Source organism: Amycolatopsis iheyensis, assembly GCF_024703995.1.
GTDB lineage: Bacteria > Actinomycetota > Actinomycetes > Mycobacteriales > Pseudonocardiaceae > Amycolatopsis > Amycolatopsis iheyensis.
Map to the genome: position 1 here is coordinate 60,495 of NZ_JAMXQV010000019.1, position 22,629 is coordinate 83,123.

The 22,629-nt window shown below is 74.2% G+C and carries 15 protein-coding genes; 10 read left to right on the top strand and 5 right to left on the bottom strand.

The window, feature by feature from the left end; genetic code table 11:
• Positions 1 to 4 precede the first annotated feature (4 nt).
• Genes M8542_RS31715 through M8542_RS31745 form a run of 7 tightly spaced genes read left to right on the top strand, consistent with a single transcriptional unit; the run spans position 5 to position 7,566 of the window.
• Entirely contained in the window at positions 5 to 1,825 is a 1,821-nt protein-coding gene (locus tag M8542_RS31715; RefSeq protein ID WP_257923966.1) for an AGE family epimerase/isomerase, read from the top strand.
• Between the two features lie 27 nt (positions 1,826 to 1,852).
• The gene (locus tag M8542_RS31720; protein ID WP_257923967.1) at positions 1,853 to 2,188 is read left to right on the top strand and encodes an STAS domain-containing protein; all 336 of its coding nucleotides are present in this window, start codon (positions 1,853 to 1,855) and stop codon (positions 2,186 to 2,188) included.
• A 28-nt stretch (positions 2,189 to 2,216) separates the two neighbouring features.
• Entirely contained in the window at positions 2,217 to 4,355 is a 2,139-nt protein-coding gene (gene glgX, locus M8542_RS31725; RefSeq protein WP_257923968.1) for a glycogen debranching protein GlgX, read from the top strand.
• Between the two features lie 5 nt (positions 4,356 to 4,360).
• Positions 4,361 to 4,693: an STAS domain-containing protein gene (locus M8542_RS31730; RefSeq protein WP_257923969.1), complete on the top strand. Its 333-nt coding sequence runs from the start codon at positions 4,361 to 4,363 to the stop codon at positions 4,691 to 4,693.
• Positions 4,693 to 5,166 (top strand): ATP-binding protein, encoded by a 474-nt coding sequence (locus M8542_RS31735; RefSeq protein WP_257923970.1) that lies wholly within the window; start codon positions 4,693 to 4,695, stop codon positions 5,164 to 5,166. Before M8542_RS31730 ends, M8542_RS31735 begins: the two co-directional genes overlap by 1 nt.
• Positions 5,135 to 6,382, top strand: a complete 1,248-nt coding sequence (locus tag M8542_RS31740) for a PP2C family protein-serine/threonine phosphatase (protein WP_257923971.1) — start codon at positions 5,135 to 5,137, stop codon at positions 6,380 to 6,382. The genes M8542_RS31735 and M8542_RS31740 overlap by 32 nt, the downstream gene beginning before the upstream one ends.
• A gap of 23 nt (positions 6,383 to 6,405) precedes the next feature.
• Positions 6,406 to 7,566: an FAD-dependent monooxygenase gene (locus M8542_RS31745; RefSeq protein WP_257923972.1), complete on the top strand. Its 1,161-nt coding sequence runs from the start codon at positions 6,406 to 6,408 to the stop codon at positions 7,564 to 7,566.
• A gap of 107 nt (positions 7,567 to 7,673) precedes the next feature.
• On the opposite strand, the gene M8542_RS31750 is transcribed toward M8542_RS31745, so the two are convergent.
• The 3 genes from M8542_RS31750 to M8542_RS31760 form a co-directional block, all read right to left on the bottom strand.
• Entirely contained in the window at positions 7,674 to 10,763 is a 3,090-nt protein-coding gene (locus M8542_RS31750) for a type I polyketide synthase (RefSeq protein ID WP_257923973.1), read from the bottom strand.
• A gap of 221 nt (positions 10,764 to 10,984) precedes the next feature.
• Positions 10,985 to 11,791, bottom strand: a complete 807-nt coding sequence (locus M8542_RS31755; RefSeq protein WP_257923974.1) for a helix-turn-helix transcriptional regulator — start codon at positions 11,789 to 11,791, stop codon at positions 10,985 to 10,987.
• A gap of 238 nt (positions 11,792 to 12,029) precedes the next feature.
• Complete coding sequence (locus M8542_RS31760) at positions 12,030 to 13,439, bottom strand: ATP-binding protein (RefSeq protein ID WP_257923975.1); 1,410 nt, start codon at positions 13,437 to 13,439, stop codon at positions 12,030 to 12,032.
• Between the two features lie 237 nt (positions 13,440 to 13,676).
• On the opposite strand from M8542_RS31760, the gene M8542_RS31765 reads away from it, so the two are divergent.
• From M8542_RS31765 to M8542_RS31775, 3 genes are all read left to right on the top strand, one after another.
• Positions 13,677 to 14,777 (top strand): hypothetical protein, encoded by a 1,101-nt coding sequence (locus tag M8542_RS31765; protein ID WP_257923976.1) that lies wholly within the window; start codon positions 13,677 to 13,679, stop codon positions 14,775 to 14,777.
• A gap of 99 nt (positions 14,778 to 14,876) precedes the next feature.
• The gene (locus tag M8542_RS31770; RefSeq protein ID WP_257923977.1) at positions 14,877 to 16,088 is read left to right on the top strand and encodes an IS701 family transposase; all 1,212 of its coding nucleotides are present in this window, start codon (positions 14,877 to 14,879) and stop codon (positions 16,086 to 16,088) included.
• Entirely contained in the window at positions 16,085 to 17,485 is a 1,401-nt protein-coding gene (locus M8542_RS31775) for an ATP-binding protein (RefSeq protein ID WP_257923978.1), read from the top strand. The genes M8542_RS31770 and M8542_RS31775 overlap by 4 nt, the downstream gene beginning before the upstream one ends.
• Here the strand turns inward: M8542_RS31775 and M8542_RS31780 are convergent.
• Complete coding sequence (locus M8542_RS31780; RefSeq protein ID WP_257923979.1) at positions 17,482 to 20,139, bottom strand: helix-turn-helix transcriptional regulator; 2,658 nt, start codon at positions 20,137 to 20,139, stop codon at positions 17,482 to 17,484. The two genes, M8542_RS31775 and M8542_RS31780, sit on opposite strands and share 4 nt — an antisense overlap.
• A 17-nt stretch (positions 20,140 to 20,156) precedes the next feature.
• Positions 20,157 to 22,628 (bottom strand): benzoate 1,2-dioxygenase electron transfer component BenC, encoded by a 2,472-nt coding sequence (gene benC, locus M8542_RS31790; RefSeq protein WP_276587372.1) that lies wholly within the window; start codon positions 22,626 to 22,628, stop codon positions 20,157 to 20,159.
• Between the last annotated feature and the right edge of the window lies 1 nt (position 22,629).

The following is a 22,629-nucleotide window of genomic DNA, read 5'->3' on the forward strand; positions in this document are numbered from 1 at the left end:
CGACATGACCAGTCCCGACTTCCCCTTCGCCGACCTGGTGGCCGCGCGCGTCACCGGGTACGACCGCCGCACGCGCGTGGCCGACCTGCGCACGCACGACGGCCGGCCGGTGCGCGCCGAGCTGACGCCGACGACCTCGGCCCAGTTCCTGCGCAACCTCGGCGAGCCCTACGCCGACGCCACCGGCGAGCTCGACGAGCTGCTCGAACCGGGCCGGCCGCTGTTCGCCTACGGGGTGTTCTACCCCGGCCGCGGCGGGCACACCTTCGAGGCCGAGAACCTCGTCTTCCCGGGCCGGACCGCGACGGACTACGCGTTCGAGCAACGCGGCTGGTGGGTCCGGCAGCTCGCCGAGCTGGCCCGGTTCTACCGCCGGGCCCAGTTCGGCGACGCCGCTTCGGCCGACTTCGCCGACTACCGCACGGTCCTGCGGCTCGGCGGGGACAAGAGCGACCACCACGTCCAGGAGACCGACACGATCTCGCGGCTGGTCTACGGGATGGCGTCGGCGTTCCTGCTCACCGGCGAGGAGGACTACCTGCGGGTGGCCGAGCGCGGCACCGAATACCTGCGCGAGCACATGCGGTTCGTCGACCGGGACGAGGACGTCGTCTACTGGTACCACGGCATCGACGTCCGCGGCGGGCACCACGAGAAGCTCTTCACCTCCGAGTTCGGCGACGACTACCACGCGATCCCGGCGTATGAGCAGATCTACGCCCTCGTCGGCCCGACGCAGACCTACCGCGTCACCGGCGACCCGCGGATCGCGCGGGACGCGGAGGCGACCGTCCGGCTGTTCCGGCGGTTCTTCCGCGACCCCGAACACGGCGGGTACTTCTCGCACGTCGACCCGCTGCGGCTGGACCCGCACGCCGCCTCGCTCGGGCCCAACCGCGCCCGCAAGAACTGGAACTCGATCGGCGACCACGCGCCGGCGTACCTGATCAACCTGTTCCTGGCCACCGGCGACGAAGCCCACGCCGACATGCTGGAGGAGACGTTCGACCTGATCGTCGAGCACTTCCCCGACGAGGGCAGCCCGTTCGTGCGCGAGCGCTTCCACGCCGACTGGACGCCCGACGACGGGCACGGCTGGCAGCAGGACCGCGCGGTCGTCGGGCACAACCTCAAGATCGCCTGGAACCTGATGCGGATGAACGCGATCCGCCCCAAGGCCGCCTACCGCGAGCTGGCCGCGCGGATCGGCAAGTCCCTGCCGGAGCACGGCGCCGACCGCCGCCGCGGCGGCTGGTACGACCTCCTCGAGCGGACGCTCGCGCCCGGGCACGACCGGCACCGGTTCGTCTGGCACGACCGCAAGGCGTGGTGGCAGCAGGAACAGGCGATCCTCGCCTACCTGGTGCTGGCCGGCAACGGCGGCGACCCCGCGTTCCTCGAACAGGCGCGCGAGGCTCAGTCGTTCTACAACGCCTTCTTCCTCGACCACGACGAAGGCGGCGTCTACTTCAACGTGCTCGCCTCGGGCGTCCCGTACCTGCTCGGCACCGAGCGGCTCAAGGGCAGCCACTCGATGAGCATGTACCACGCCTCCGAGCTGTGCTTCCTGGCCACGGTGTACCAGCGGCTGCTGGTCGGCGGCGAGCCGCTGCCGCTGTGGTTCCGCCCGCGCCCCGACGGCTTCCCCGGCCGCGTGCTGCGGGTGGCGCCGGACGCGCTGCCACCCGGGCGCGTCCGGCTGGACTGGGTCGAGATCGACGGCAGCCCGTATCCCGACTTCGACCCCGACCGGCTGCTCGTGCGCCTGCCCGACGCCGCCGGCGAGCTGACCGTCTGCGCTCACCTGTCGCCCGTGGACCGCTGATCGCCCGATGAGGACCGGAGAACCGAGATGGAAGTCGCCAAGTACATGCAGGGCGCGGTCACCGTGATCGCGCTGGACGGGGAACTGGACAGCAGCACCGCGCCGAAGGTGCACGAGCAGCTCGGCGACCTGGTGCCGCCGCGCGGGCTCGTGCTGATCGACCTCGGGCGGACGTCGTACATGTCGAGCGCCGGGTTGCGGGTGCTGCTGCTGGTCTACCGGCAGGCCCAGGCCAACGGCGCCCGGCTGGCGCTGGCGTGCGCGCCACCGGACGTCCGCGAGGTGATGGCCGCGACCGGGTTCCTCGGCTTCTTCACCGTGACCGACACCCTCGCTGACGGGTTCGCCGCGCTCGAGTCGTGACGCCCGGAGGCTCAACGCAGGAGGTGTGATGACCTGGACGTCGCTGCCGGCGCGGATCGACGCCTACCCCACCCACGACATCGGCGGGTTCTCCGTCCGCGCCGGGCGCCCGCTGCCCTTCGGGGCGACACCGGTGCCCGGCGGGGTCAACTTCTCGGTGTACTCGAACAACGCCACCGCGATGACCCTGGTGCTCTTCCGCGCGGGCGAGGACGAGCCGCTGGCGGAGCTGCGCTTCGACGAGTCCTTCCGGATCGGCGGGGTGTACGCGATGACGGTGTTCGGCCTCGACCCGGAGACCACGGCCTACGCCTACCGCGCCGACGGCCCGTTCGCGCCGGGCGAAGGCGACCGGTTCGACCGCCGCGCGCTGCTCGTCGACCCGTACGCGACGGCGCTGTCCGGGCGCGAGCGGTGGCGGTGCGGGCGGGAGAAGCCGTGGCGGTCCCGGATCACCCCCGCCGACTTCGACTGGGAGGGCGACCAGCCGCTGCGGATCCCGCCGGAGGACCTGGTCGTCTACGAGGCGCACGTGCGCGGGTTCACCGCGCACCCCAGCGCCGGGGTCGCCGCGCCCGGGACGTTCGCCGGGCTGGTGGCGAAGATCCCGTACCTGGTCGAGCTGGGCGTCAACTGCGTCGAGCTGATGCCGGTGTTCGAGTTCGACGAGCGGGACAACGCCCGCACCGACCCGCGCACCGGCGAGCCGCTGGTGAACTACTGGGGCTACAGCACGGTCGGCTTCTTCGCGCCGAAAGCGGGGTACGCCGCCACCGGCAAGCACGGCATGCAGGTCGACGAGTTCAAGGAGACGGTCAAGCAGCTGCACCGGGCCGGTATCGAGGTGATGCTCGACGTCGTGTTCAACCACACCGCCGAAGGCAACGAGCTCGGCCCGACGCTTTCCTTGCGTGGCTTGGACAACCGCACGTACTACATGCTCACGCCGGACGGCCACTACTTCAACTTCAGCGGCACCGGCAACACGCTGAACTGCAACCACCCGGTGGTGCGCGGGTTCGTCCTGGACTGCCTGCGCCACTGGGCTTCGGAGTTCCACATCGACGGCTTCCGGTTCGACCTGGCCGCCATCCTGGGCCGGTCCACCGAGGGCATCCCGCTGGCCAACCCGCCGCTGCTGGAGGCGCTGGCCCACGACCCGGTGCTGCGGGACTGCAAGCTGGTCGCCGAGGTGTGGGACGCCGGCGGGCTGTTCCAGGTCGGCAGCTTCCCCGACTACTGCCGCTGGTCGGAGTGGAACGCCGGCTACCGCGACGCGCTGCGGCACTTCCTCAAGGGCGACGTCGGCTGCGTCGCGGAGCTGGCCACCCGGTTCGTCGGCTCGCCGGACCTCTACGCCCGCCGCGGCGCGACCGCGTCGGTCAACTTCGTCACCGCGCACGACGGGTTCACCCTGCGGGACCTGGTGTCCTACAACGGGAAGCACAACGAAGCCAACGGCGAGGACGGCCGCGACGGCGAGAACCACAACATCTCGTGGAACTGCGGGCACGAGGGCGAAGGGGCCGACGGCCCGGTTTCGCGGCTGCGCGAGCGCCAGGTCCGCAACGCGCTGCTGCTCCTGCTCACCAGCCACGGCATCCCGATGCTGCTGGCCGGCGACGAGGCCGGGCGCACCCAGGGCGGCAACAACAACGCCTACTGCCACGACGACGAGCTGTCCTGGTTCGACTGGACGCTGGTCGAGCGGCACGCCGACCTGGTCCGGTTCACCCGGCACCTGATCGCCTTCCGCAAGGCGCACCCGTGCCTGCGGCGCCGGCGCCAGCCGGCCGGGCACACCCACGGCCTGCTGTTCCCGGACGTCAGCTGGCACGGCGTCCGGCCGTGGACGCCGGACTGGTCGCCGCACAGCCGGGTGTTCGCCGCGATGCTGTGCGCCCGCCACGACGACGGCGCCGACGACTGCGTCTACGTGGCCGCCAACACGCACTGGGAGCCGCACGAGCTGTGGCTGCCCGAGCTGCCGCCGGGGCTGAGCTGGCACCGGTTCGCCGACACCGGCGCCACGCCGGGCGCGGACAGCCACGCCCCCGGCGCCGAACCACCCCTGCCGCGGCAGGACTCGATCCGGCTGGCCCCGCGCTCGGCGGCGGTGCTGCTCGCCCGGCCGGGCCCCGCCGCGACGCGACCGCACGAGGAGTGAGCCCGATGAGTGTTCCCACCGGATTCCAGGCCAAGCTCGACGTCGAGGACGGGGTCGCCACGGTGTGGCTGGCCGGCGAGCTCGACTCGCGTTCCGCGGCCACGCTCGACGAGCTGGTCTCCAGCGCCGTTGAGCAGCGCGTCCGCCGCATCGTGCTGCTGGCCGGCGAGCTGACGTACCTGTCCTCGGCCGGGCTGCGCTGCCTGGTCTTCGCCCACCAGAAGCTGGGCCGCACCGGCGACATCGTGCTGATCGGCGCCCGCCCGGAGGTGGCCGACACGATCCGGCTGACCGGGTTCGACCGCGCCATCGTGATGCAGAGCCGGGCGGAGCCCTGATGCCGGCGCGCAGGCTGCTGGTCAACAGCGGCGCCGACGTGGCCGGCGCGCTCGCCGGGTTCGTCGCCGAGCTGGCCGCGCAGGGTGGTCTGGCTCCGGCGCAGGCCTACCGGCTGCGCCTGGCCGCGGACGAGATCGTCACCAACATCGCCGGCCACGGCTACCGCGGCGAGCCGGGCGTGGTCGACCTCGACGGCTACGCGGCGGACGGCCGCGTCTGGCTGAGAGTCGAAGACGACGCGCCGAAGTTCGACCCCCGCGGCCACCACCCCGACCCCCGGCTGGCGGCCGAACCACCACTGCGCGCGGCGGGCGGGCTGGGCCTGCACCTGGCGCTGACGGTGGTCGACGAGTTCGGCTACGAGCACGTGCACGGACGCAACCGCAATGTCCTGGTGCTGCGCCGGGAGCGGCGTGGGGTCATGAGGGACGGAGGATCCGATGAGCGGTACGACCGCGCTTCTCGTTGCTGACAGCGAAGACCCGGCCCCCGAGCTCGAGCGGGTGCTGCGGGCGGAGGACATCGGCCTGACCAAGGTCAGTGCCGCCGAGTTCGCCGACCGGCCCGGGCGGCTCGATGCCGATGTGCTGCTGGTGTCCGCGTCGCTCGGGCTGCAGCGCGTTGCCCTGATCGCGCAGCGGGTTGCGTTGGCCGGGGCGTCGGCCACCCTGCTGGTGTTCCCCGAGGGCGAGGACTTCCGCTCGCTGGAGGCGTGTGCGCGGGGCGGGTTCGACTTCGTCGTGCCGCCGTACCTGCCTGGCCTGCTGCGCAGCCGGATGACTTCCTGCTGGGAACGCTGGCAGCTGACCATGACCGTCGAGGAGATGGCCGCCGCGGCCAGTGTGCGTGAGTACGAACGGGATCTGAGCATCGCCCGGGAGATCCAGTCCGGGTTCCTGCCGCAGGAGCTGCCCGCCGCGCCGGGCTGGGAGTTCGCGTCGCGCTTCCGCCCGGCACGTCAGGTGGCCGGCGACTTCTACGACGGTTTCGAGCTGGTCAACGGCCGCCGCCTGGGGTTCGTCGTCGCCGACGTCTGCGACAAGGGCATCGGCGCGGCGCTCTTCATGGCGCTGATCCGCACGCTGCTGCGGCACACCGCCGAGCACACCGGCACCTGGAGCCTGATGGACGCGGGGACCGAGGAGTCCGCGGTCACCGCCGACACCGCGGTCGGCGCCGGCGCTGCGCTGCCGCCGCTGCTCTCGCTCGGCGCCGGCCCGCTGATCCAGGCCGTGCTCGGCACCAACCGGTACATGGCGCGCAACCACCTGCGGCAGGGCTACTTCGCCACCGTGTTCTTCGGCGTGCTCGACCCGGCCTCGGGCGCGTTGCTCTACATCAACGGCGGCCACAACCCGCCGGTGCTGGTGCGTGCGGACGGCGGGCACGAGCTGCTCACCCCGACCGGGCCGGCCGTCGGCATGATGCCCGGCAGCGCGTTCACCCTCGGCCACACCAGCCTCCAGCGCGGCGACACGCTGTTCCTCTACACCGACGGCGTCGTCGAGGCACGCGACCGCGCGGGCGCGTTGTTCGGCATGGACCGGATGACGGCCGTGGCCGCGCGCGGCGGGACCGCCGCCGAGCAGCTGCTGCTGGAGATGGAGGACTCGCTGTCGGGGTTCGTGTCCGGCGCCGAGCAGTCCGACGACATCACGATGCTCGCGCTGCACCGGCGGGGCCGCTAGTGGCGCGGTTCCCCTCCGGGCCGGTGCGCGACAGCCGGGTCGCCATCGTCGGCGGCAGCGTCGCCGGGTCCGCCACGGCCCTCGCGCTGGCCCGCTCGGGCTGCGCGGTCACGGTGTTCGAACGCAGCCGCGGCACCCTCGCCGACCGAGGTTTCGGCATCGGGACGGCCCGGGTCGCGTGGCGCGAGTTCGCCGAGGCGGGCTACTTCGACGCCGCCACCCCGGTCGTGCCGTGCTCGTCGCGGCGGTGGATCGTGCCCGACGCGGCGGCCGGCGAGGACGGCAGGCTCGCCTGGGAGCAGCCCCTCGACCTGCTGCTGACCACCTGGGGCAACCTCTGGCGGGGCCTGCGGGCCCGGGTGCCGGCCGAGGTCACCTGGCGGACCGCCACGGTGACCGGCGTCCGCGACACGGGCGACGGCGTCGAGGTCACCGCCGACGGTGTGGCGGGCCGGTTCGACGTCGTGGTCGGCGCGGACGGCTTCGCGTCGCTGGTCCGCGACGTCGCGGGCGGCGGGCGGCCGGGTTACGCCGGCTACGCGCTCTGGCGGGGCACCTACCCCGCGTCCCGCGCGCCCTCGCTGCCGGCGGCGTTGCGCGGCGCGGGGGTGTCGCTGATGATTCCCGGCGGCCACGCGGCGTTCTACCTCATCCCCGGCCCGCCGGGTGGCGAGACGCGCGTCAACTGGGCGGTCTACCTGCCCTTGCCCCGCCCCGCCCGCCGCTCGTTCCCGCCCGGCACGGTCGGCGACGGCCTCGTCGCGGAGCTGGACCGGGTGGTGTCGGCGCACTTCCCGGCGTCGTGGGCCCGCCTGGTCCGGGCGACCCGCCGGGAAGAACTGGCGCTGCAGCCGATCTACGACCTGGCCGTCGGCCACTACGCGACCGGCCGCCTGCTGCTGGCGGGCGACGCGGGCGCGCTGGCCCGCCCGCACGCGGCCGCCGGGGTGACGAAGGCGGTGGCGGACGCGCGGGCGCTGGAACGGGCCTGCCGCGAGCACCGCCGCTGGGACGACGTCCTCACGGCGTACGACGCCGAGCGGGTCGAGCGCGGCGCAGCGCTGGTGGAGCTGAGCCGCCGGCTCGGCGCCGCCCAGGTGGGCCGGACACCGGACTGGACCGCGATGGACGCGGCGCAGTACCGGAGCTGGTGGTGGTCCACAGTGGACGGCTCGGGCCGGTGAGGCACCCCCAAGCGCCCCAATGTGGCCTTCGGTGCGTCAGACGCACCGAAGGCCACATTGGGTGCGTCTGACGCAACCAAGGCCACATTGGGGCGCTTGGCCGGGCCTCAGGAGGCCTGGCCGGCGCCGACGGCGTCCGGCAGGCGGTCGTGGATGGCCGCCGCGAGGCCGGCGATCGAGGGGGCCTGCAGCAGCTCGCGCACGCTGATCGCGATGTCCAGATCGGACCGCAGCTGGTAGGCGAGCTTCACCGCGAACAGCGAGTTCATCCCCAGGTGCGTCAGCGGCACCGCGAGGTCCACCTCACCGGTGTCGACGCCGAGCAGCGCCGACGTCCGCCGCAGGAGGTCCTCGGCGCACTCCTCCGGCGTGCTCGGGCCGCCCCGCAAGCGGTCGCGTGACTCGGCGGGCGGGTCTTGCCGGCCGGGCAGGGCGATCACCGGTGACGTCCACGCGCCGCCGTCGTCGACCCAGTGCCGCTCGCCCTGCCACGGGTAGCCCGGCAGCGGCACGAACGTCCCGCCCGCGGTGAGCCGCGCCCAGTCCGGGTCGCAGCCCGCCGCGTACGCGATCGCGAGCGCGCGCAGCATCGTCTCGGCTTCGGGGCGGTCGCGTTCGAGCGAGCCGATGACCGTCGCGGTCCGGCCCGCCGCCTCGATGCCGTCCTCGATGGCCGAGTGCAGGATCGGGTGGGGGCTGATCTCGACGAACACCACCGGCCGTGGATCGGCGAGCACCGCGCCGACCGCGCCGGCGAACCGGACCGGCAGGCGCAGGTTGTCCGCCCAGTAGCGGCCGTCCAGCTCCGCGCCGTCGAGCACCCGGTCCAGCACCGTCGAGTGCAGGGGCACCCGGCCCGGCCGCGGGCGCAGGCCGTCGAGCGAACGCTCGATGTCGGGGCAGAGCGGGGCCACCTGCGGCGCGTGCGACGCGTAGTCCACCTGCACCTGGCTGCACCGGACGCCGGTCGCCCGCAGCGGTGCGACGACCTCGGCGAGCGCACCCGGGTCGCCGGAGAGCACGGTCGCGTGGGGGCTGTTGACCACCCCGACGCAGACCCGGTCGGCGTGCGCGCCGATGGCGCGCGCGGCCGGCTCCTCACCCAGCTGCACCGCCCACATCGCGCCCGGTGTCCGGCGGCGGGCGAGCAGCCCGCTGCGCCGGCAGATCACCGCGGCGCCCTCGGCGACGGTCAGCGCGCCCGCCGTCACGGCCGCGGCGACCTCGCCCATGCTGTGCCCGACGAGCAGGTCCGGTTCGATTCCCCGGGCGCGCCAGGACGCGGCCAGCGCCACCTGCACCGCCCAGAGCACCGGCTGCACTTCGTCCATGGTGGACAGCGTGCGGCCCGGCTCCAGCGCGTCGAGCACGGAGAACCCGGTTTCGTCGCACACCGCGCGGTCGCACTCGCCCAGCCGCGCGGCGAACACCGGGTCGGTGCGCAGCAGCTCGCGGCCCATCCCGGGCCACTGCGAACCCTGCCCGGGGAAGACGAACACCACGCGCGGCGGCTGGACCGGGCCCGGCCCGGACCCGCGGCCGCCGGCGACGGCGATGAGCTCGTCGGCGAGCTCCGCCCGGTCGCGCCCGACCACGGCGACCCGGCGCTCGAAGTGCGTGCGGCGGGTCCCGGCGGTGTGGCAGACGTCGGCGGCAGCGGGCCCGTCCGGGGTGCTGAGCAGCTCGGCGGTGGCGGCGGCGAGGGTCCGTAGCGCGGTGGAAGTCTTGGCGGACAACGGAAGCAGGTAGGGGGGCGGCTCGGCGGGCCGGGTCGCCGGCGCCGTCAGCGCCGATCCCCGGCGGGCCGCCGGTCCGTCCTGGCGGGCGGCCGGCAGCGCCTCCGCGGCCCGGCGCCCCGGCGACATCGATGTCGACGGCGCTTCCGACAGCACCGCGTGCGCGTAGCCGCCCGAGAGGCCGAACGCACTCACCCCGGCGAGCGCCGGGCGGCCGATCGGGGTCAGCGGCGTGCGCTCCCGGGCCAGCCGCAGCGGGCCCTCGTCGAACACCGCCAGCGGGGTCCGGACGTGCAGTGTTCGCGGCAGTTCCCGGTGGTGCAGAGCCAAAGCCGCCTTCAGCAGCCCGACGACCCCGCCCGCGCCCTCCAGGTGCCCGATGTTCGACTTGGCCGAGCCGACCAGGCACGGCCGCGCCGGGTCACGCTCTTCGCCGAGCACGGTGGCCAGCGCTTCCAGCTCGACCGGGTCGCCGGCCGGGGTGCCCGGCCCGTGCGCCTCGACGAAGTCCACATCGGCCGGTGAGACGCCGGCGTCTTCGTAGGCCGCGCGCAGCATGGCTTCCTGGCCCGCGACGCCCGGCGTCGTCAGCGTGCCGCCGCTGCGGCCGTCCCCGCGCACGGCGGTGCCGATGATCGTCGCGTACGTCCGGTCGCCGTCGGCGTCCGCGTCCTCCTGGCGCTTGAGCACCAGCACGACGGCGCCTTCGCTGCGCACGTACCCGTCGGCGTCGGCGTCGCCGAAGCGGCAGCGCCCGGTGGGGGAGAGCATTTCCGCTTCGCTGAGGGCGAAGTACAGGTCGGGCGTCAGCAGCAGGTTCGCCCCGCCGACGATGGCCAGGTCGATGTCGCCGGACCGCAGGGCCCGCCCGGCCACGTGCACCGCCGCCAGCGCGGTCGCGCAGGTGGATTCGAGCGCCATCACCGGGCCGCGGGCGTCGAGGTGGTAGGCGATCCGGCCCGCGGCCATCCCGCCGGCCTCGCCGCCCATCGCGGCGTGCAGGTCGTGGCGGCCGGCCGCGCGCAGCAGGTCCCAGTATCCGGAATTGCACATGTTGACGTAGACGCCGGTGTTCGACCCGGCCAGCTCCGCCGCGGTGCGCCCGGCGTCTTCCAGTGCCTGCCAGGCGACTTCGAGCAGCATCCGCTGCTGCGGGTCCATTTGCTCGGCTTCATTGGGCAGAATGCCGAAGAACGGCGCGTCGAATTGGTCGATCCGATCCAGGAAGCCACCGCTGCGGCTGCGGATCGAGTGCGGCTTTCCCGTTTCGGGGGAGAACCAGCGGTCGACGTCGAAACGGTCGTCGGGCACCTCGGTCACGGTGTCCTGGCCGGTTCGGAGCACCTCCCAGAACTGCGCCGGAGTCGCGGCGCCGGGCAGCCGGCACCCCGCCCCGACAATGGCGACGCCCTGCTCGGCGGGGGTCTGCCGCGCATGATTCGTGCTCGTCTTCAAGATCATAACTTCCCCTCGTGCGGCCACGGGTCATCATCGTCGATCCCTGAATGGCGGGCATGACCTTTCGTATTTGTTCCCCAGTCGGCGGATCTGCTGCGCGGGGCGGTAACCGCGTGCTTGCGGAACGTCAACACCGTGCAGGATCGGCACACTGCGCACAGCCTGTCCCGGGGACCGGCCGATGGTCAACGACAAAATAACGGAATGCCGTTTCGGCAGGCGGTCTACTCGGCGGCGGTCGGCAGGTGCAGGACAACCCCGGAAGGCATGAATTCGGGCGAGTGCAAGGGAACGATGCGCATCGCCTGCACGCCCAGATGCCCGTGCCGGAACAAGCGCATCGCCGTCCGGTGCTCCAGGACTTCGTGGCTTTCCCACCAGGTGGCGAACGCGGGGCTGAGCCGGGTGAACTCGGCGATCCGGGCGCCGATCTCCGGGTCGTCCGGGTGGCGGGCGCACTCGGCGCGCCAGCGGGCCACCGAATCCTGGGTCACCGCTTCCCAGTCCACCAGTCGTTCCCGCGCCAGCGGCGAGGACAGCAGCCAGTGGAGGATGTTGCGGTCGCGGGGCGGCAGCGCCGAGAAGTCGTCGTACCACTCGCAGGCCGCCTGGTTCCAGGCGACGAGCCCGCAGTACTGGTCGGCCGCGTAGACCGGGTAGGGGCTGTCGTCGAACTGCGCGACGATCTGGCGGATCAGGTCGGCCGCCGTCACGTCCGTGGTCAGCGGAGTGGTCTGGACGACCGCGCCGTGGGCGAGGCTGTGCACGTACCGGCGTTCGTCTTCGGTCAGGCGCAGGACCCTGGCCAGGCTGTCGAGGACTTCGCGCGACGGCTGAATCCCTCGACCTTGCTCGAGGTAGGTGTACCAGGTCGGGCTCAGTCCGGCGAGGACGGCGACCTCTTCGCGGCGCAGCCCGACGGTCCGGCGCCGCGGCCCGGCCGGCAGCCCGACCTCGTCCGGGGTGATCCGCTCCCGTCTGCTGCGCAGGAACTTGGCCAGTTCTCGCCGGCTATCGGCGGCCGTGGACATGCCGACCTCGGCTGCGCGGACGGGACGAGCGGAATTCCCCCAGGCGTTGGACCATTCGGACATCATACGGGCCGGACCGGCGCCACCCGGCCGGCGACGGCCGTCCGCTGGTGTGAACTCTCGGGTGCACAACTGAAGAAAACGGTTGAAAGGGACGAAACAGGACAGCCTCGGGTGGCGCTTCGCAAAACGGCGGAATGCGCCGACCGGTCCTTTTCTTCCGCGCCTTTTCGTGCTTTCAGGGAACCTCGGCCGCGGGCGTGCGCGCCGCCGTCGTCAACGCGGCCATCGCCACCGCGACCTTCCACCCGCAATTCGGCGCGGCGGCGTGGAATTCGCCCGCCATCGCGGTGGCCTCGGTGATCCGGCCCGCCAGCAGCAGCGCGTCGATCAGGTACGCCCGCAGGTACGGGGCCATCCACGGCAGCACCGGCCGGTCGGCCTCGGCCAGCACCAGCGCCCGGCGCAGGTGGGAGATCGCCGCGCCGCCGCGCCCCGCCTCCAGCGCGTGGATCGCCTCGGCGGCGTGCGCGAAGAGCGCCGCGTGGCGGTCCTGGTGCCGGGTGAGGTCGCCGACGACGGCCCCGGCCTCGGCACCGCGTCCGGCCGCGGCCAGCAGCCAGCCGCGGTAGGCGTGCAGCCGGTCGCGGTGCGGGGAGCCGGCGGCCGCGGCGGCGAGCAGCGCGTCGGCCTCGTCGGGGCGCTGGCTCCCGAACGCCAGGCACATCGCCCGCAGCAGCACCGGGTGGGAGTCGTCGCCGTCGGCCACCGCGGCCAGGACGGCCGACGCCTCCGCCGACCGGCCGCGCAGCAACAGCACCGCGGCCTTGACCAGCGCGATCTCGGTGTCGGCGCCGCTCCACACCGCCAGCCGGCACAGGTCCTCCACCCGGTCCAGCGCGAGGGATTCCCACGCGCGGGCGACGGCTTCGAGCAGGTGCGCGACACCGCGGCAGGTCAGCGCGGGCGAGCCGCCCTGCGGCGAGTCGTCGAGCCGCCACCGGCCGGCCGTCCGGACCATCCGGCCGCGCAGGTCCTGGCGCACCACGATGTCGTGCAGCAGTCCGGGGTTGCCGCCGGTCGCCGCGTGCAGGGCTTCGGTGGTGGCGGAGCGGACCGGGCCGGCCATGAGCCGGGCCAGCACCACGCCGACCTCGTCGGCCGAGAGCGGCGGCAGCCGGAGGGTCGTGGTGTCGCGTTCGTAGCGCAGGCAGTCGACCGGGTCGCCGCCGCCGGGCCGGGTCGCCGGGGTGGGGTGGGTGAGCAGCACGAACGCGCCCGCGTGCCGGTTCAGCCGCTGTAGCACCAGCATGCTGGCGTGGTCGGCGAGGTGGGCGTCGTCGGCCAGCAGCACCGGCCGCCGGCCTCTGGCCAGTGCCTCGAGCGTGTCGGCGGCTTCGCACACCGCGTCCCGCCCGGGCGGGCCCGGCAGCAGGTGCCGCAAGGAGGAGAGCGGCTCGTGCCCGCCGGGGCGGAGCTCCAGGAGTGCGTCGCGAGCCGGGTCGAGGCCGTCGAGGGCCTTGCGCGCCAGGCTGGTACGGCCGATGCCAGGCTCGCCGACGACCACGAGCGGCCCCGGCCGGTCCTCGGCGAGGCGGGTGCGGATCCGTTCGAGGTGCTCGGCCCTGCCGACGAAGTGCCAGTCCATCGGTTTCTCTTTTCCGCTGGTGGGTATGGCTTCCGGGTGATCACCGAGCGCCGCCGCTGTGGTCGTCCGGTGCTTCCACGCTCGCCCGGACCGCGGAGCCGGTCAAGATCGAGCTGACGGAGTGTGATCAACTCCGTCACCCATCCGAGTGCAGGCATTCCGAGTACCACTACAAGCCGGTTCTGTTTGCCCCGTGCCCGCTGCCGCAAGCTCGAAGAACCGAGGGAACGGAGGCCGGTGTATGAACGGGCGGGCGAAGCAGGCGGAGGCACCACGGCGGCCGCGCACACGGTCCACCACCCCGGTGGTGCCCCGGTGATCGCGGTCCTGCTCCTGCTCGCCGGAAGCACGCTCCTCGTCTTCACCTGGCTGAGCGTGCTGCGCACGGTCTTCGTGCCGCGGCGGCGGTCCAGCCTGCTGATGCGGCTGGCCGTCCGGACGGCCGTCGGCGGTGGCGCGGCCCTCGCGCGGCGGCTGCCGCCGTCGGCCGGGGAGCGCGTGCTCGACCTCTGCGCGCCACTCGCGCTGATGGTCGTCGGCGGGTGCTGGGCCGGCGCCACATTCCTCGGCGCCGCTCTGCTTTCACCCGCACTCGCCGGCATCCCGCCCACACCGCGGGAGATCGCGCGGTTCATGGTCCTGCGCGACGACTCCGGGGCGGCGCTGCTCGCCGTCGCCGGGTGGTTCGCCGTGCTGCAGGCGCTGCTCGTCTTCGGGCTGCACCTCTACCGGGTCACCGCCGCCTACAGCCGCCGGGAGCGGACGGTCGCCGAGCTCTCGATGCACAGCCTCGAGCCGTCGGAGGCGGAGTTCCTGCTCGCCGAGCACCTGCGGTTCGGCTCGCGCGACCACCTCGACGACCTGTTCCGGAAGTGGACCGCGTGGCTGGCCGACATCAAGGCCACCCACACCGGCTACCCGGCGCTGACCTGTTTCCGGCCCGCCACCGAGCTGTGCTGGCTGGACGCGGCGGTGCTGGTGCTCGACGCCGCGGCGCTGACCCACGCCGTCGCGCCCGCGTGGGCGCCGCACAGCGCGCGTTCGGTGCTCGACGCGGGATCCACCTGCCTGCCCGCGCTGGCCCGCCAGCTCGGTATCGACCTGCCGCGGCCCGCGGTGAGCCTCCAGGGGAGGGAGGAACGCGGGTTCGAGCACAGCGTCCGGGTCGCGGTCCTCGCCGGACTGCCCGAGCAACGCGGGTACGGCGAAGCCTGGGCGCACTTCCAGCACTGGCGCACGCGTTACGCGCCACAAGCCGCGGCGATGCGCGTCCGGCTGCGCTACTCACACGGCGACGACGAGCTCGCCGTGTGCCGGGTCGGCCACGCCCCGGCCTGATCGACCGCTCCCGCCCGGCCGCCACGCCGCACACGTGGCCGGCCGGTCCGGCGTGCCGGAAAACCCGCCGGCGCGCGCCGCACACCGTTTGGGGGAACCATGACCATCGCCCGGATCGAGAGCTTCGCCCCGGCCGCGCCCGCCGATCCGGCGGACCTGTCCGGCTTCTGCCAAGAGCTGTTCGCCTCCTTTGCCCGGTCCGATCAGCGGCGCTGGGGGGAGGTGTACGTCCGCGGACTGTATTCGCTCCCCGGCCGCAAGACCATCCGCCGCATCTCCGACCACGTCGTCGGCTGGCGGGCCGACCAGTCGCTGCAGCAGTTCGTCAACCAGAGCCCGTGGCGCTGGGAGCCGGTCCGCGGCGGGCTCGCCCGCGAGGTCGCCGCCACGCTGCGGCCGCGGGCGCTGGTCGTCGCCGAGGCGGTGTTCCCGAAGAACGGGGCCAGCTCGGTCGGGGTGGCCAAGCAGTTCGCGCCGAGCTGCCAGCGGATGCTCAACTGCCAGCTCGGCCTCGCCGTGTTCCTGGCCTGCGACGAGGGTGCCGTCCCGATCGACTGGCGGCTCGAGCTGCCGCGGGAGTGGGACGAGGACACCGGCCGCCGGGCGCGGTCGCGGGTGCCGGCGGCCGAACGGCACCGGCCGCGCTGGGCGCACGTCATGGAGATGCTGGAGGAGATCGGCGGCTGGGACCTGCCCGCGCTGCCGGTGCTCGTCGACGCCCGGCACGAGCGGCACGTCGAGGCGCTGCTGCGCGGGCTCGAGGGCAGCGGCCTGCAGTACGTCGTGCAGATCTCGGAGGACACGCCGGTCGCGGGCGCGATGCCCGCGGTCGCCCTCGGCACGCCGCAGGCGCAGACCGCCGGCGAGCTGGTGCGCCAAGCCCGCCGGCTGGGCCGGATGACGATGAACTGGCGGGAGACCGCCTACGGGCAGGCGAGCATCTCGCAGTTCGTGCTCGCGCCGCTGGCCTCCGCCGGCCGGACGCCCCCGGCCCCGGCGCGGCTGCACCGCGGGCCGCGGCAGGTGCTGGCCGAACGGGTGTCCGGCCGGGTGCAGCCGGACCTGATCCACCTGACCAACATCACCCAGGCCCGGCTGCCGGACCTGGTGCACCTGGTGCGCCGGCACCGCGCTGTCGCCGAAGGGCTGACCCGGCTGCACGACGAGTCCGGCCTGGCCGACTTCGAGGGCCGGTCCTTCCGCGGCTGGCACCACCACGTGACGCTGGCGTCGGTGGCGCACGCCTACCGCGTCATCCAGGAGGCCGGCCGGACCGAGGCCGAAGACGCGCGGATCCGGCCCTACGCATGACGATCCCGGTGACCGCCGCCCGGCTGCGCGGCATCGAGCTGTTCGCCGAGCTCGACGCCGAGCGGCTCGGCTGGCTCGCCGGCGCGGGGGAGCACCGGGTGCTGCGCGACGGCGAAAAGCTGTTCGACGACGGCGAGCAGGCGGAGCACTTCTACGTGCTGCTGGCCGGGGAACTGGTGCTGAGCAAGCGGATCGGCGAGCGCGAGCAGATCGTCGGGCGGCACTTCGGCGACCCCGCCGCGGCACCGCACGCCGCCGACAAGCCGCGGGCCGCGCACCAGTACACCGGCGAGCTGCCCCTGCTCGCCGGCGGCGGGTACGTGGCGGCCGCGACCGCGGCGGGCGAGGTCGAGCTGCTCGCCTACGACAAGGACACGTTCCTGTGGATGCTCGTCCGCTGCCCGGAGGTGTGCCGGGTGCTGCTGCCGGTGCTGGTCTGGCGGATCCGGTCGTACGAAGCACAGGCCGGCCGGCGGACGATGCTCGAAGGGCTCGGCACGCTCGCCGCCGGGCTCGCGCACGAGCTGAACAACCCGGTCGCGGCGCTGGTGCGGGCGGCCGCCGAGTTCGACCGCACGGCGGCCGGGCTGGCCGGCACGGCGATCACCTGGGGTGCGAAGGCGACGCCGGGGGAGCGCGCCGCGCTCGACCGGCTGGTGGCCGCCCCGGCGCGTCCGGAGCTGGGTGCGCTGGCCGCCGCCGAAGCACTCGACGCGGTGGCCGATTGGCTGGACTCGGCGGGCCTGCCGGACGCGGTCGACCTCGCCGCGGACCTCACCGTCGCCGACCTGGACGCACTCGCCGCCGAGGTCCGCCCGGAGGTGCTGGCGGTGGCGGTCCGGCTGCTGGCCGGCCGGCTCTCGGCCCGCGCCCTGGCCGCCGACGCGCAGGCGGCGGGCCGGGCGATCAGCACCCTGGTCGCCTCGGCGGCCGCGTACGCCGACCTCGGCCGCGCCCCGGAACGCGAGGTCGACGTGGTCGCGGGCCTCGAAGCGACGCTGCGGGTGCTGGCCCCGGGCCTGACGGGCATCGCCGTGGTCCGCGACTTCGCGCCGCTGCCCCCGGTGCCGGCGCACCTCGGCGAGCTCAACCAGGTCTGGACGCACCTGGTCCGCAACGCGGCGCAGGCGATGAACGGCGAGGGCGAGCTACGGCTCACGACGCGGGCGGAGGGCCCGTGCGTGGTGGTGGAGGTCCGCGACAACGGTCCCGGGGTGCCACCGGAGTTGCTGCCCCGGCTGTTCCAGCCGTTCTTCACGACGAAGGACATCGGCCACGGCACCGGGCTGGGCCTGCACCTGTGCCACGAGATCGTGGCGGTGCGCCACAACGGGTCGATCGAGGCGGTTTCGATGCCGGGAGACACGCGGTTCGTGGTGCGGCTCCCGGCGCGTTAACGATCGGCACAGTAGCCGGGATCGGCGCGTCGCCGGGCGACCAGCTCCGTGCGCGAACGGACGCCGAGCTTCGCGTACACGCGGGTCAGGTGGTACTGGACTGTCTTGCCCGAGAGGAACAGCTCCGCCGCCACCTCCTTGTTGGACATCCCGCGCGCGACCAGCCGGGTCACCGCTTCCTCTTGCGGTGTCAGGGTTGTCGGCGTCGCGTCCGGGCGGGTCGAGTGCACACCGCCCGCCTTCAGCTCGCGGTCGCAGCGTTCCACGTAGGTCTTCGCGCCCATCGCCGCGAAGCCGTCGCGGGCCGCTGTCAGCACCACGTCCGCCCGGGCGCGGCGGCCCAGGCGGCGCAACGTCTGGCCGTAGCCGAAGTTGACGCGGGCCTGGTCGTAACGCGCCGGCAGCGCGGCGAGCAGCTCGAGCGCATCCTCGAAGGACGCGGTCGCCGCGTCGACGTCGCCGAGGGCGCCGTGGAGGCGGCCGCGGGCCGCGGCGAGGCGGGCGCGGGCCGAGAGGTGGTCGCGCTTGGCGGCCAGTTTTTCGTGCGGTGTCAGGAAGTCCCCGGCTTCGTCGAGCCGGCCGAGCAGGACCAGGGCGTGGGCGTACATGTCCGGCCACGGCCAGTGGCCCGGTTCGTCGGTGCCGGCGCCGGGGACCGGCCGGGTGAGCGGGTAGAGCGCACGCAGCACCCCGGCGGAGTCGGCGCGGGCCTCGGCGAGGTGCGCCCTCGCGAGCTGGTTCGGGACACGCATGATCGGGTAGTCGCCCGCGTCCGCTAGCAGGAGCTCCTCCGCGGCGCCGAAATCACCGCGCAGGGCGTGCACCGCCGTCGCCGTCCAGCGCAGCAGCGGGCCGGTCAGCAGGATGCCCGTGCGGTCCTGCAGGTCCGTCGCGTCGCGGAGGGTGCGCAGCGCGTCGTCCCACTCGCCGGTGAGGAACTGTGTGCGGGCGAGCCACGCGCTGGCCCACAGCGAGATCCGCGCCGACCCGCCGAGGTAGCTGGTGGGGATCGCGCTTTCCAGGTCGACGCGGGCGTCGTCGAGCCGGTCGGTGAGCAGGTTGAGCCAGCCGCGGGCCATCGTGGCGCGCTGGGCCTGCGCGCCGTGCCGCAGCCGGGTGGTCAGCTGCTCGTAGTCGCGGCGGGCCTGCTTCGCCCGGCCGGTGGCGGCCAGGCCGAGACCGCGGATGGCGGCGGCTTCGACGGCCGGGGGCGTATCGGCGCCGGCCAGCTCGATGGCGCGGTCGGCCCACCGGACGAGGTCGCGGCCGTCGTAGCGGGCGAGGGCGTCCAGGACGTAGCGCTGGCAGATGAGCGCGGCCGTCTCCGGCTCGCGTTCGGCGTTGACGATGTCCCAGGCGCGGCGCAGCCGGGTGCCGGCCTCGGCGGCCCGGCCGCGGACCACCGCGAGGTAGCCGAGAACCGCGTCGCGCAACGGGGTTTCGCGGCCGCTCTCCACTTCCGGCACCAAGGCCGCGGCGCGGAACATGTCACCGGCGCCGATCAGCGCGTCGACCGCGCGGGTGAGCCGGGCCTGCCGCCGCCGCGGGTCGTCGGTGAGCCGGCTCGCGTCGCTGAGCAGGGTGGCGGCGGTGCCCCAGGCGCCTTCGGCCGCGCGCTCGACGGCGAGGTCGTCGAGCCGGCCCGCCAGCTCCGGGTCGGGCACCGGGCTGGCCGCGACCAGCAGCCGCAACGCCCGGACCGGGTCGTCGACCAGCTCGGCGGCCCGCCGCTGCAGCCCGGCTCGCCGCGCCGGTCCCAGGCCGGTCAGCACCGCGGCCCGGACCATCGGGTCGGGCGGGCCGAGGTGGGTGAGCCCGCGCGGGGCGAGCCGGACGAGGCCCGCGGCGGCGGTCTCGTCGAGCAGGGGCAGCGGCTCGACGTCGAGGTCCGCCAGCGCCAGCACGTCGCGGACCGGCGTATCCGGGCCCAGCACCGCGGCGGCTTCGGCGAAGCGCCGGGCGGCCGGCGTGCACGCGGCGAGGCTTTCCCGCACGCGGGCGTCGGTGGCGGCGGGCGCGGGCAGGGGCGGTTCGAACCGGGACCAGGTGGCGCGGGGGAGCTCGGTCAGCAGCTGGACGGCGGGGCGCGGCCGGCCTCCGGTGTGGCGGCGCAGGCGTTCGGCCATCGCCGGGTGCAGCGCGACGCCGTAGGCCGCGGCCAGCTCGCTGATCTGCGCGGCGTCCAGCGGCGGCAGGCGCGGGACGTCGGTCGCGATCCGCGGCAGCAGCTCCAGCACTTCGGCGGTCGCCCGCCGCTCGGCGGTGTCGGCGGTGGCCAGGACGTGCGGCGCGGCGTGGTGCCGGCGGGCCGAAGCCAGCGTGCGCAGCGATTCGACGTCCGCGAAGTGCGCGTCGTCGATCACCAGCAGGGCGCCCGGCTCGAGCCGGGCGACGACCTCCGCGGCCGCGTCGAGCGGGTCGGCCACCGCCAGGTCCGGGAACGCCTGCGCCAGCAGGGCGTACGGCCGGTGGGACTCCCAGGCGGCGGCCGCGACCTCGACGACCGGCCCGTCGCGCCGGCGGGCGAGGTGCGCGGCCAGCGCCGAAGTGCCGATCCCCGGCGGCCCGGCGAGCAGCACGAACCGGCTCGGGCCGGTCCGCAGGAGCTGCTGCAGGCCGGCCACGAGCTCCGCGCGTCCGATCAGCGGCGTCACGCTTCACCTCACCAGGGTCAGCCGAGGTCACCCCCGGCCACGGGCAGCACCGTCCCGGTCACGTACGAGGCCTCGTCGGAGGCCAGGAACGTGATCGCGGCGGCCTGCTCGTCCAGCGTGCCGTATCGCTTGAGCAGCGACGACTCGAGCGTCTGGTCGATGTGGGCCTGGAACCACGCCCGCTCCCGCTCGGACTCGGGCGCGGGCCCGCCGCGGGAGACGCGCCGGGGTGGGGCGTCGGTGCCGCCGGGGGCGGTGGCGACCACGCGGATCCCCGCGTCGGCGTATTCGAGGGCCAGCGACGCGGTGAGCGCGTTGATCCCGCCCTTGGCCGCGGAGTAGGGGATCCGGTGGATGCCGCGGGTGGCGGCCGAGGACACGTTGACGATCACCCCGCCGCCCCGCCCGGTCATCGGCGGCAGCGCGGCCCGGCAGGCGAACAGCGTGGTCAGCAACGACCGGCGCAGCTCGGCCTCGATCTGCCCCGGCGTGAACTCGGTGAACGGCTTGAAGTGCAACGCGCCGCCGACGTTGTTGACCAGCACGTCGATCCGGCCGTGCCGGGCGAGCGCGGCGGCCACCACCGCCTGGGCGCCGTCCCAGGTCTCGAGGTCGGCGACCACGGCTTCGGCGGCGAGCTCGCCGGCCAGGCCTCCGACGAGGTCCGAGCGGTCGGCCAGCACGAGCGCGCCGCCCTCGGCGGCGATCCGGCGGGCGGTGCGCTCGCCGATGCCCTGGGCGGCGCCGGTGACGACGACGACCTTGCCGTCGAACCGGCCCGGCGTGACGAACGCCGGCCGCGCGGGCTCGGTGGCCATCGCCCGGCGGGTCGTGACCTTCGAGCGGTCCGCGTGCTCGGCGACCAGCCGGCGGACGGCGGCGCGGTCACCGGCTTCGAACGCGGCGACGATGTCGAGGTGGTCCTGGGTGCAGCGGGGGTGGCACCAGGTCGCGTTCCGCAGGGTCGTCTCCATGTGCCCCTTGACGCCGAGGGCACGGTAGGCCTGCAGGAGGTGCTCGTTGCCGGTGAGGGTGAACAGGTAATCGTGGAAGGCCGCGTTGGCTTCGGTGTAGGCGGCGGCGTCGACGAACCGGTCACCGTCCACATAGGGCACCGCCGACTCGGCGAGCAGCCGGTACCCGGCGAGCTGCGGTGAGGTGAGCCGGCCGATGGTGAGCTCGACCGCGCCGAGCTCGAGGGCCTGCCGGGCCTCGAACACCGCGTCCGACTCGTGCACCGACGGGTGTTCCTCGCCGATCTCGTACGCGCCGGGCGCCGGTGGCGCCGGGAAGACGGCCTGGCCGCCGATCGTCCGCGCGACGGCGGCTTCCGCGGCCGCCGAAAGCGGGGTTCCGGCCCGCAGGGGCTCGACCGCGACGGCCGGGAACACGTCCTGCCCGGCCAGGCTCCGGCTCGCCGGCGGCTGCTCGAAGACGGGCTCGGGTTCCGGGTCGGACTCGGGTTCGGCCGCGGGCGTCGGCGCGGCGGCGAGGGCGAACTTCTCGTAGTAGAAGCCGGTCGGCTCGAACCCGTCGCCGGCGAACTGCTTCCGCACCGCCTCGACCATCGGCGGCGGCCCGCACAGGTAGACCGCGACGTCGCCGTCGTGCAGGTGCTCGTCCCGGATGAGCGTGGTGACGTACCCCTTGTTCGGCGCCGTGCTCGCGGGGTCGGCGACGCAGTGGTCCCACGTCAGGTTCTCGACCTGGGCGGCCAGCTCCCGCAGCGTCTCGACCTCGACGAGGTCGTCGTCGGTGCTGACGCCGTAGATCAGGTGGGCCGGCCGGGTCGAGCCGGCCGCGCGCAGCGTGCGCAGGATCGACAGGATCGGGGCGAGCCCGGTGCCGCCCGCGAGCAGGAGCACCGGCCGCTCGGTCTCGCGCAGGAAGAAGCTGCCGTGCGGGCCGGTGAAACTCAGCTCGTCGCCCGGCTTCGCCCGCCCGGTCAGGTACTCCGACATCACGCCGCCGGGGGTGAGCTTCACCAGGAACGTCAGGTGCTTGTCGTCGGGGGCGTTGCTGAAGGAGTACGAGCGGGTCTCGTCGGTGCCCGGCACGGCGATGTTGACGTACTGCCCGGGCAGGAACGCGAGCTTGTCCCGCTCGGGCGTCTCGAGCGTGACGGCCACGGTGGTGGGGGAGAGCCGGTCGAGCGCGGTGAGCGTTGCCGGGTAGGTCGCCGCCTGTGTCTTCGCGACCGCCGACGTGCTCGCGATCCGCAGCACGAGGTCGGACTTCGGGGTCATGCTGCACGGCAGCACGTACCCGCGCGCGGCCTCGTCTTCGGTGAGCGCGTCGTCGATGTAGGTGCCGCCGTCGAACTCGCCGGACTCGCAGAACGCCTTGCACGTCCCGCAGGCGCCGTCGCGGCAGTCGAGCGGGATGTTGATGCGCTGCCGGTAGGAGGCGTCCGCGACGGTCTGGTCCGGCGCGCAGGTGATGAACCGCGTGACACCGTCCTCGAAGGACAGTGCTACCTGGTGCGTCATG

Coding starts and splice junctions, on each gene's coding strand:
- M8542_RS31715 (WP_257923966.1), top strand. CDS start 5: ATGACCAGTCCCGACTTCCCCTTCGCCGACCTGGTGGCCGCGCGCGTC.
- M8542_RS31720 (WP_257923967.1), top strand. CDS start 1,853: ATGGAAGTCGCCAAGTACATGCAGGGCGCGGTCACCGTGATCGCGCTG.
- glgX (WP_257923968.1), top strand. CDS start 2,217: ATGACCTGGACGTCGCTGCCGGCGCGGATCGACGCCTACCCCACCCAC.
- M8542_RS31730 (WP_257923969.1), top strand. CDS start 4,361: ATGAGTGTTCCCACCGGATTCCAGGCCAAGCTCGACGTCGAGGACGGG.
- M8542_RS31735 (WP_257923970.1), top strand. CDS start 4,693: ATGCCGGCGCGCAGGCTGCTGGTCAACAGCGGCGCCGACGTGGCCGGC.
- M8542_RS31740 (WP_257923971.1), top strand. CDS start 5,135: ATGAGCGGTACGACCGCGCTTCTCGTTGCTGACAGCGAAGACCCGGCC.
- M8542_RS31750 (WP_257923973.1), bottom strand. CDS start 10,763: ATGATCTTGAAGACGAGCACGAATCATGCGCGGCAGACCCCCGCCGAG.
- M8542_RS31755 (WP_257923974.1), bottom strand. CDS start 11,791: ATGTCCACGGCCGCCGATAGCCGGCGAGAACTGGCCAAGTTCCTGCGC.
- M8542_RS31760 (WP_257923975.1), bottom strand. CDS start 13,439: ATGGACTGGCACTTCGTCGGCAGGGCCGAGCACCTCGAACGGATCCGC.
- M8542_RS31770 (WP_257923977.1), top strand. CDS start 14,877: ATGACCATCGCCCGGATCGAGAGCTTCGCCCCGGCCGCGCCCGCCGAT.
- M8542_RS31775 (WP_257923978.1), top strand. CDS start 16,085: ATGACGATCCCGGTGACCGCCGCCCGGCTGCGCGGCATCGAGCTGTTC.
- benC (WP_276587372.1), bottom strand. CDS start 22,628: ATGACGCACCAGGTAGCACTGTCCTTCGAGGACGGTGTCACGCGGTTC.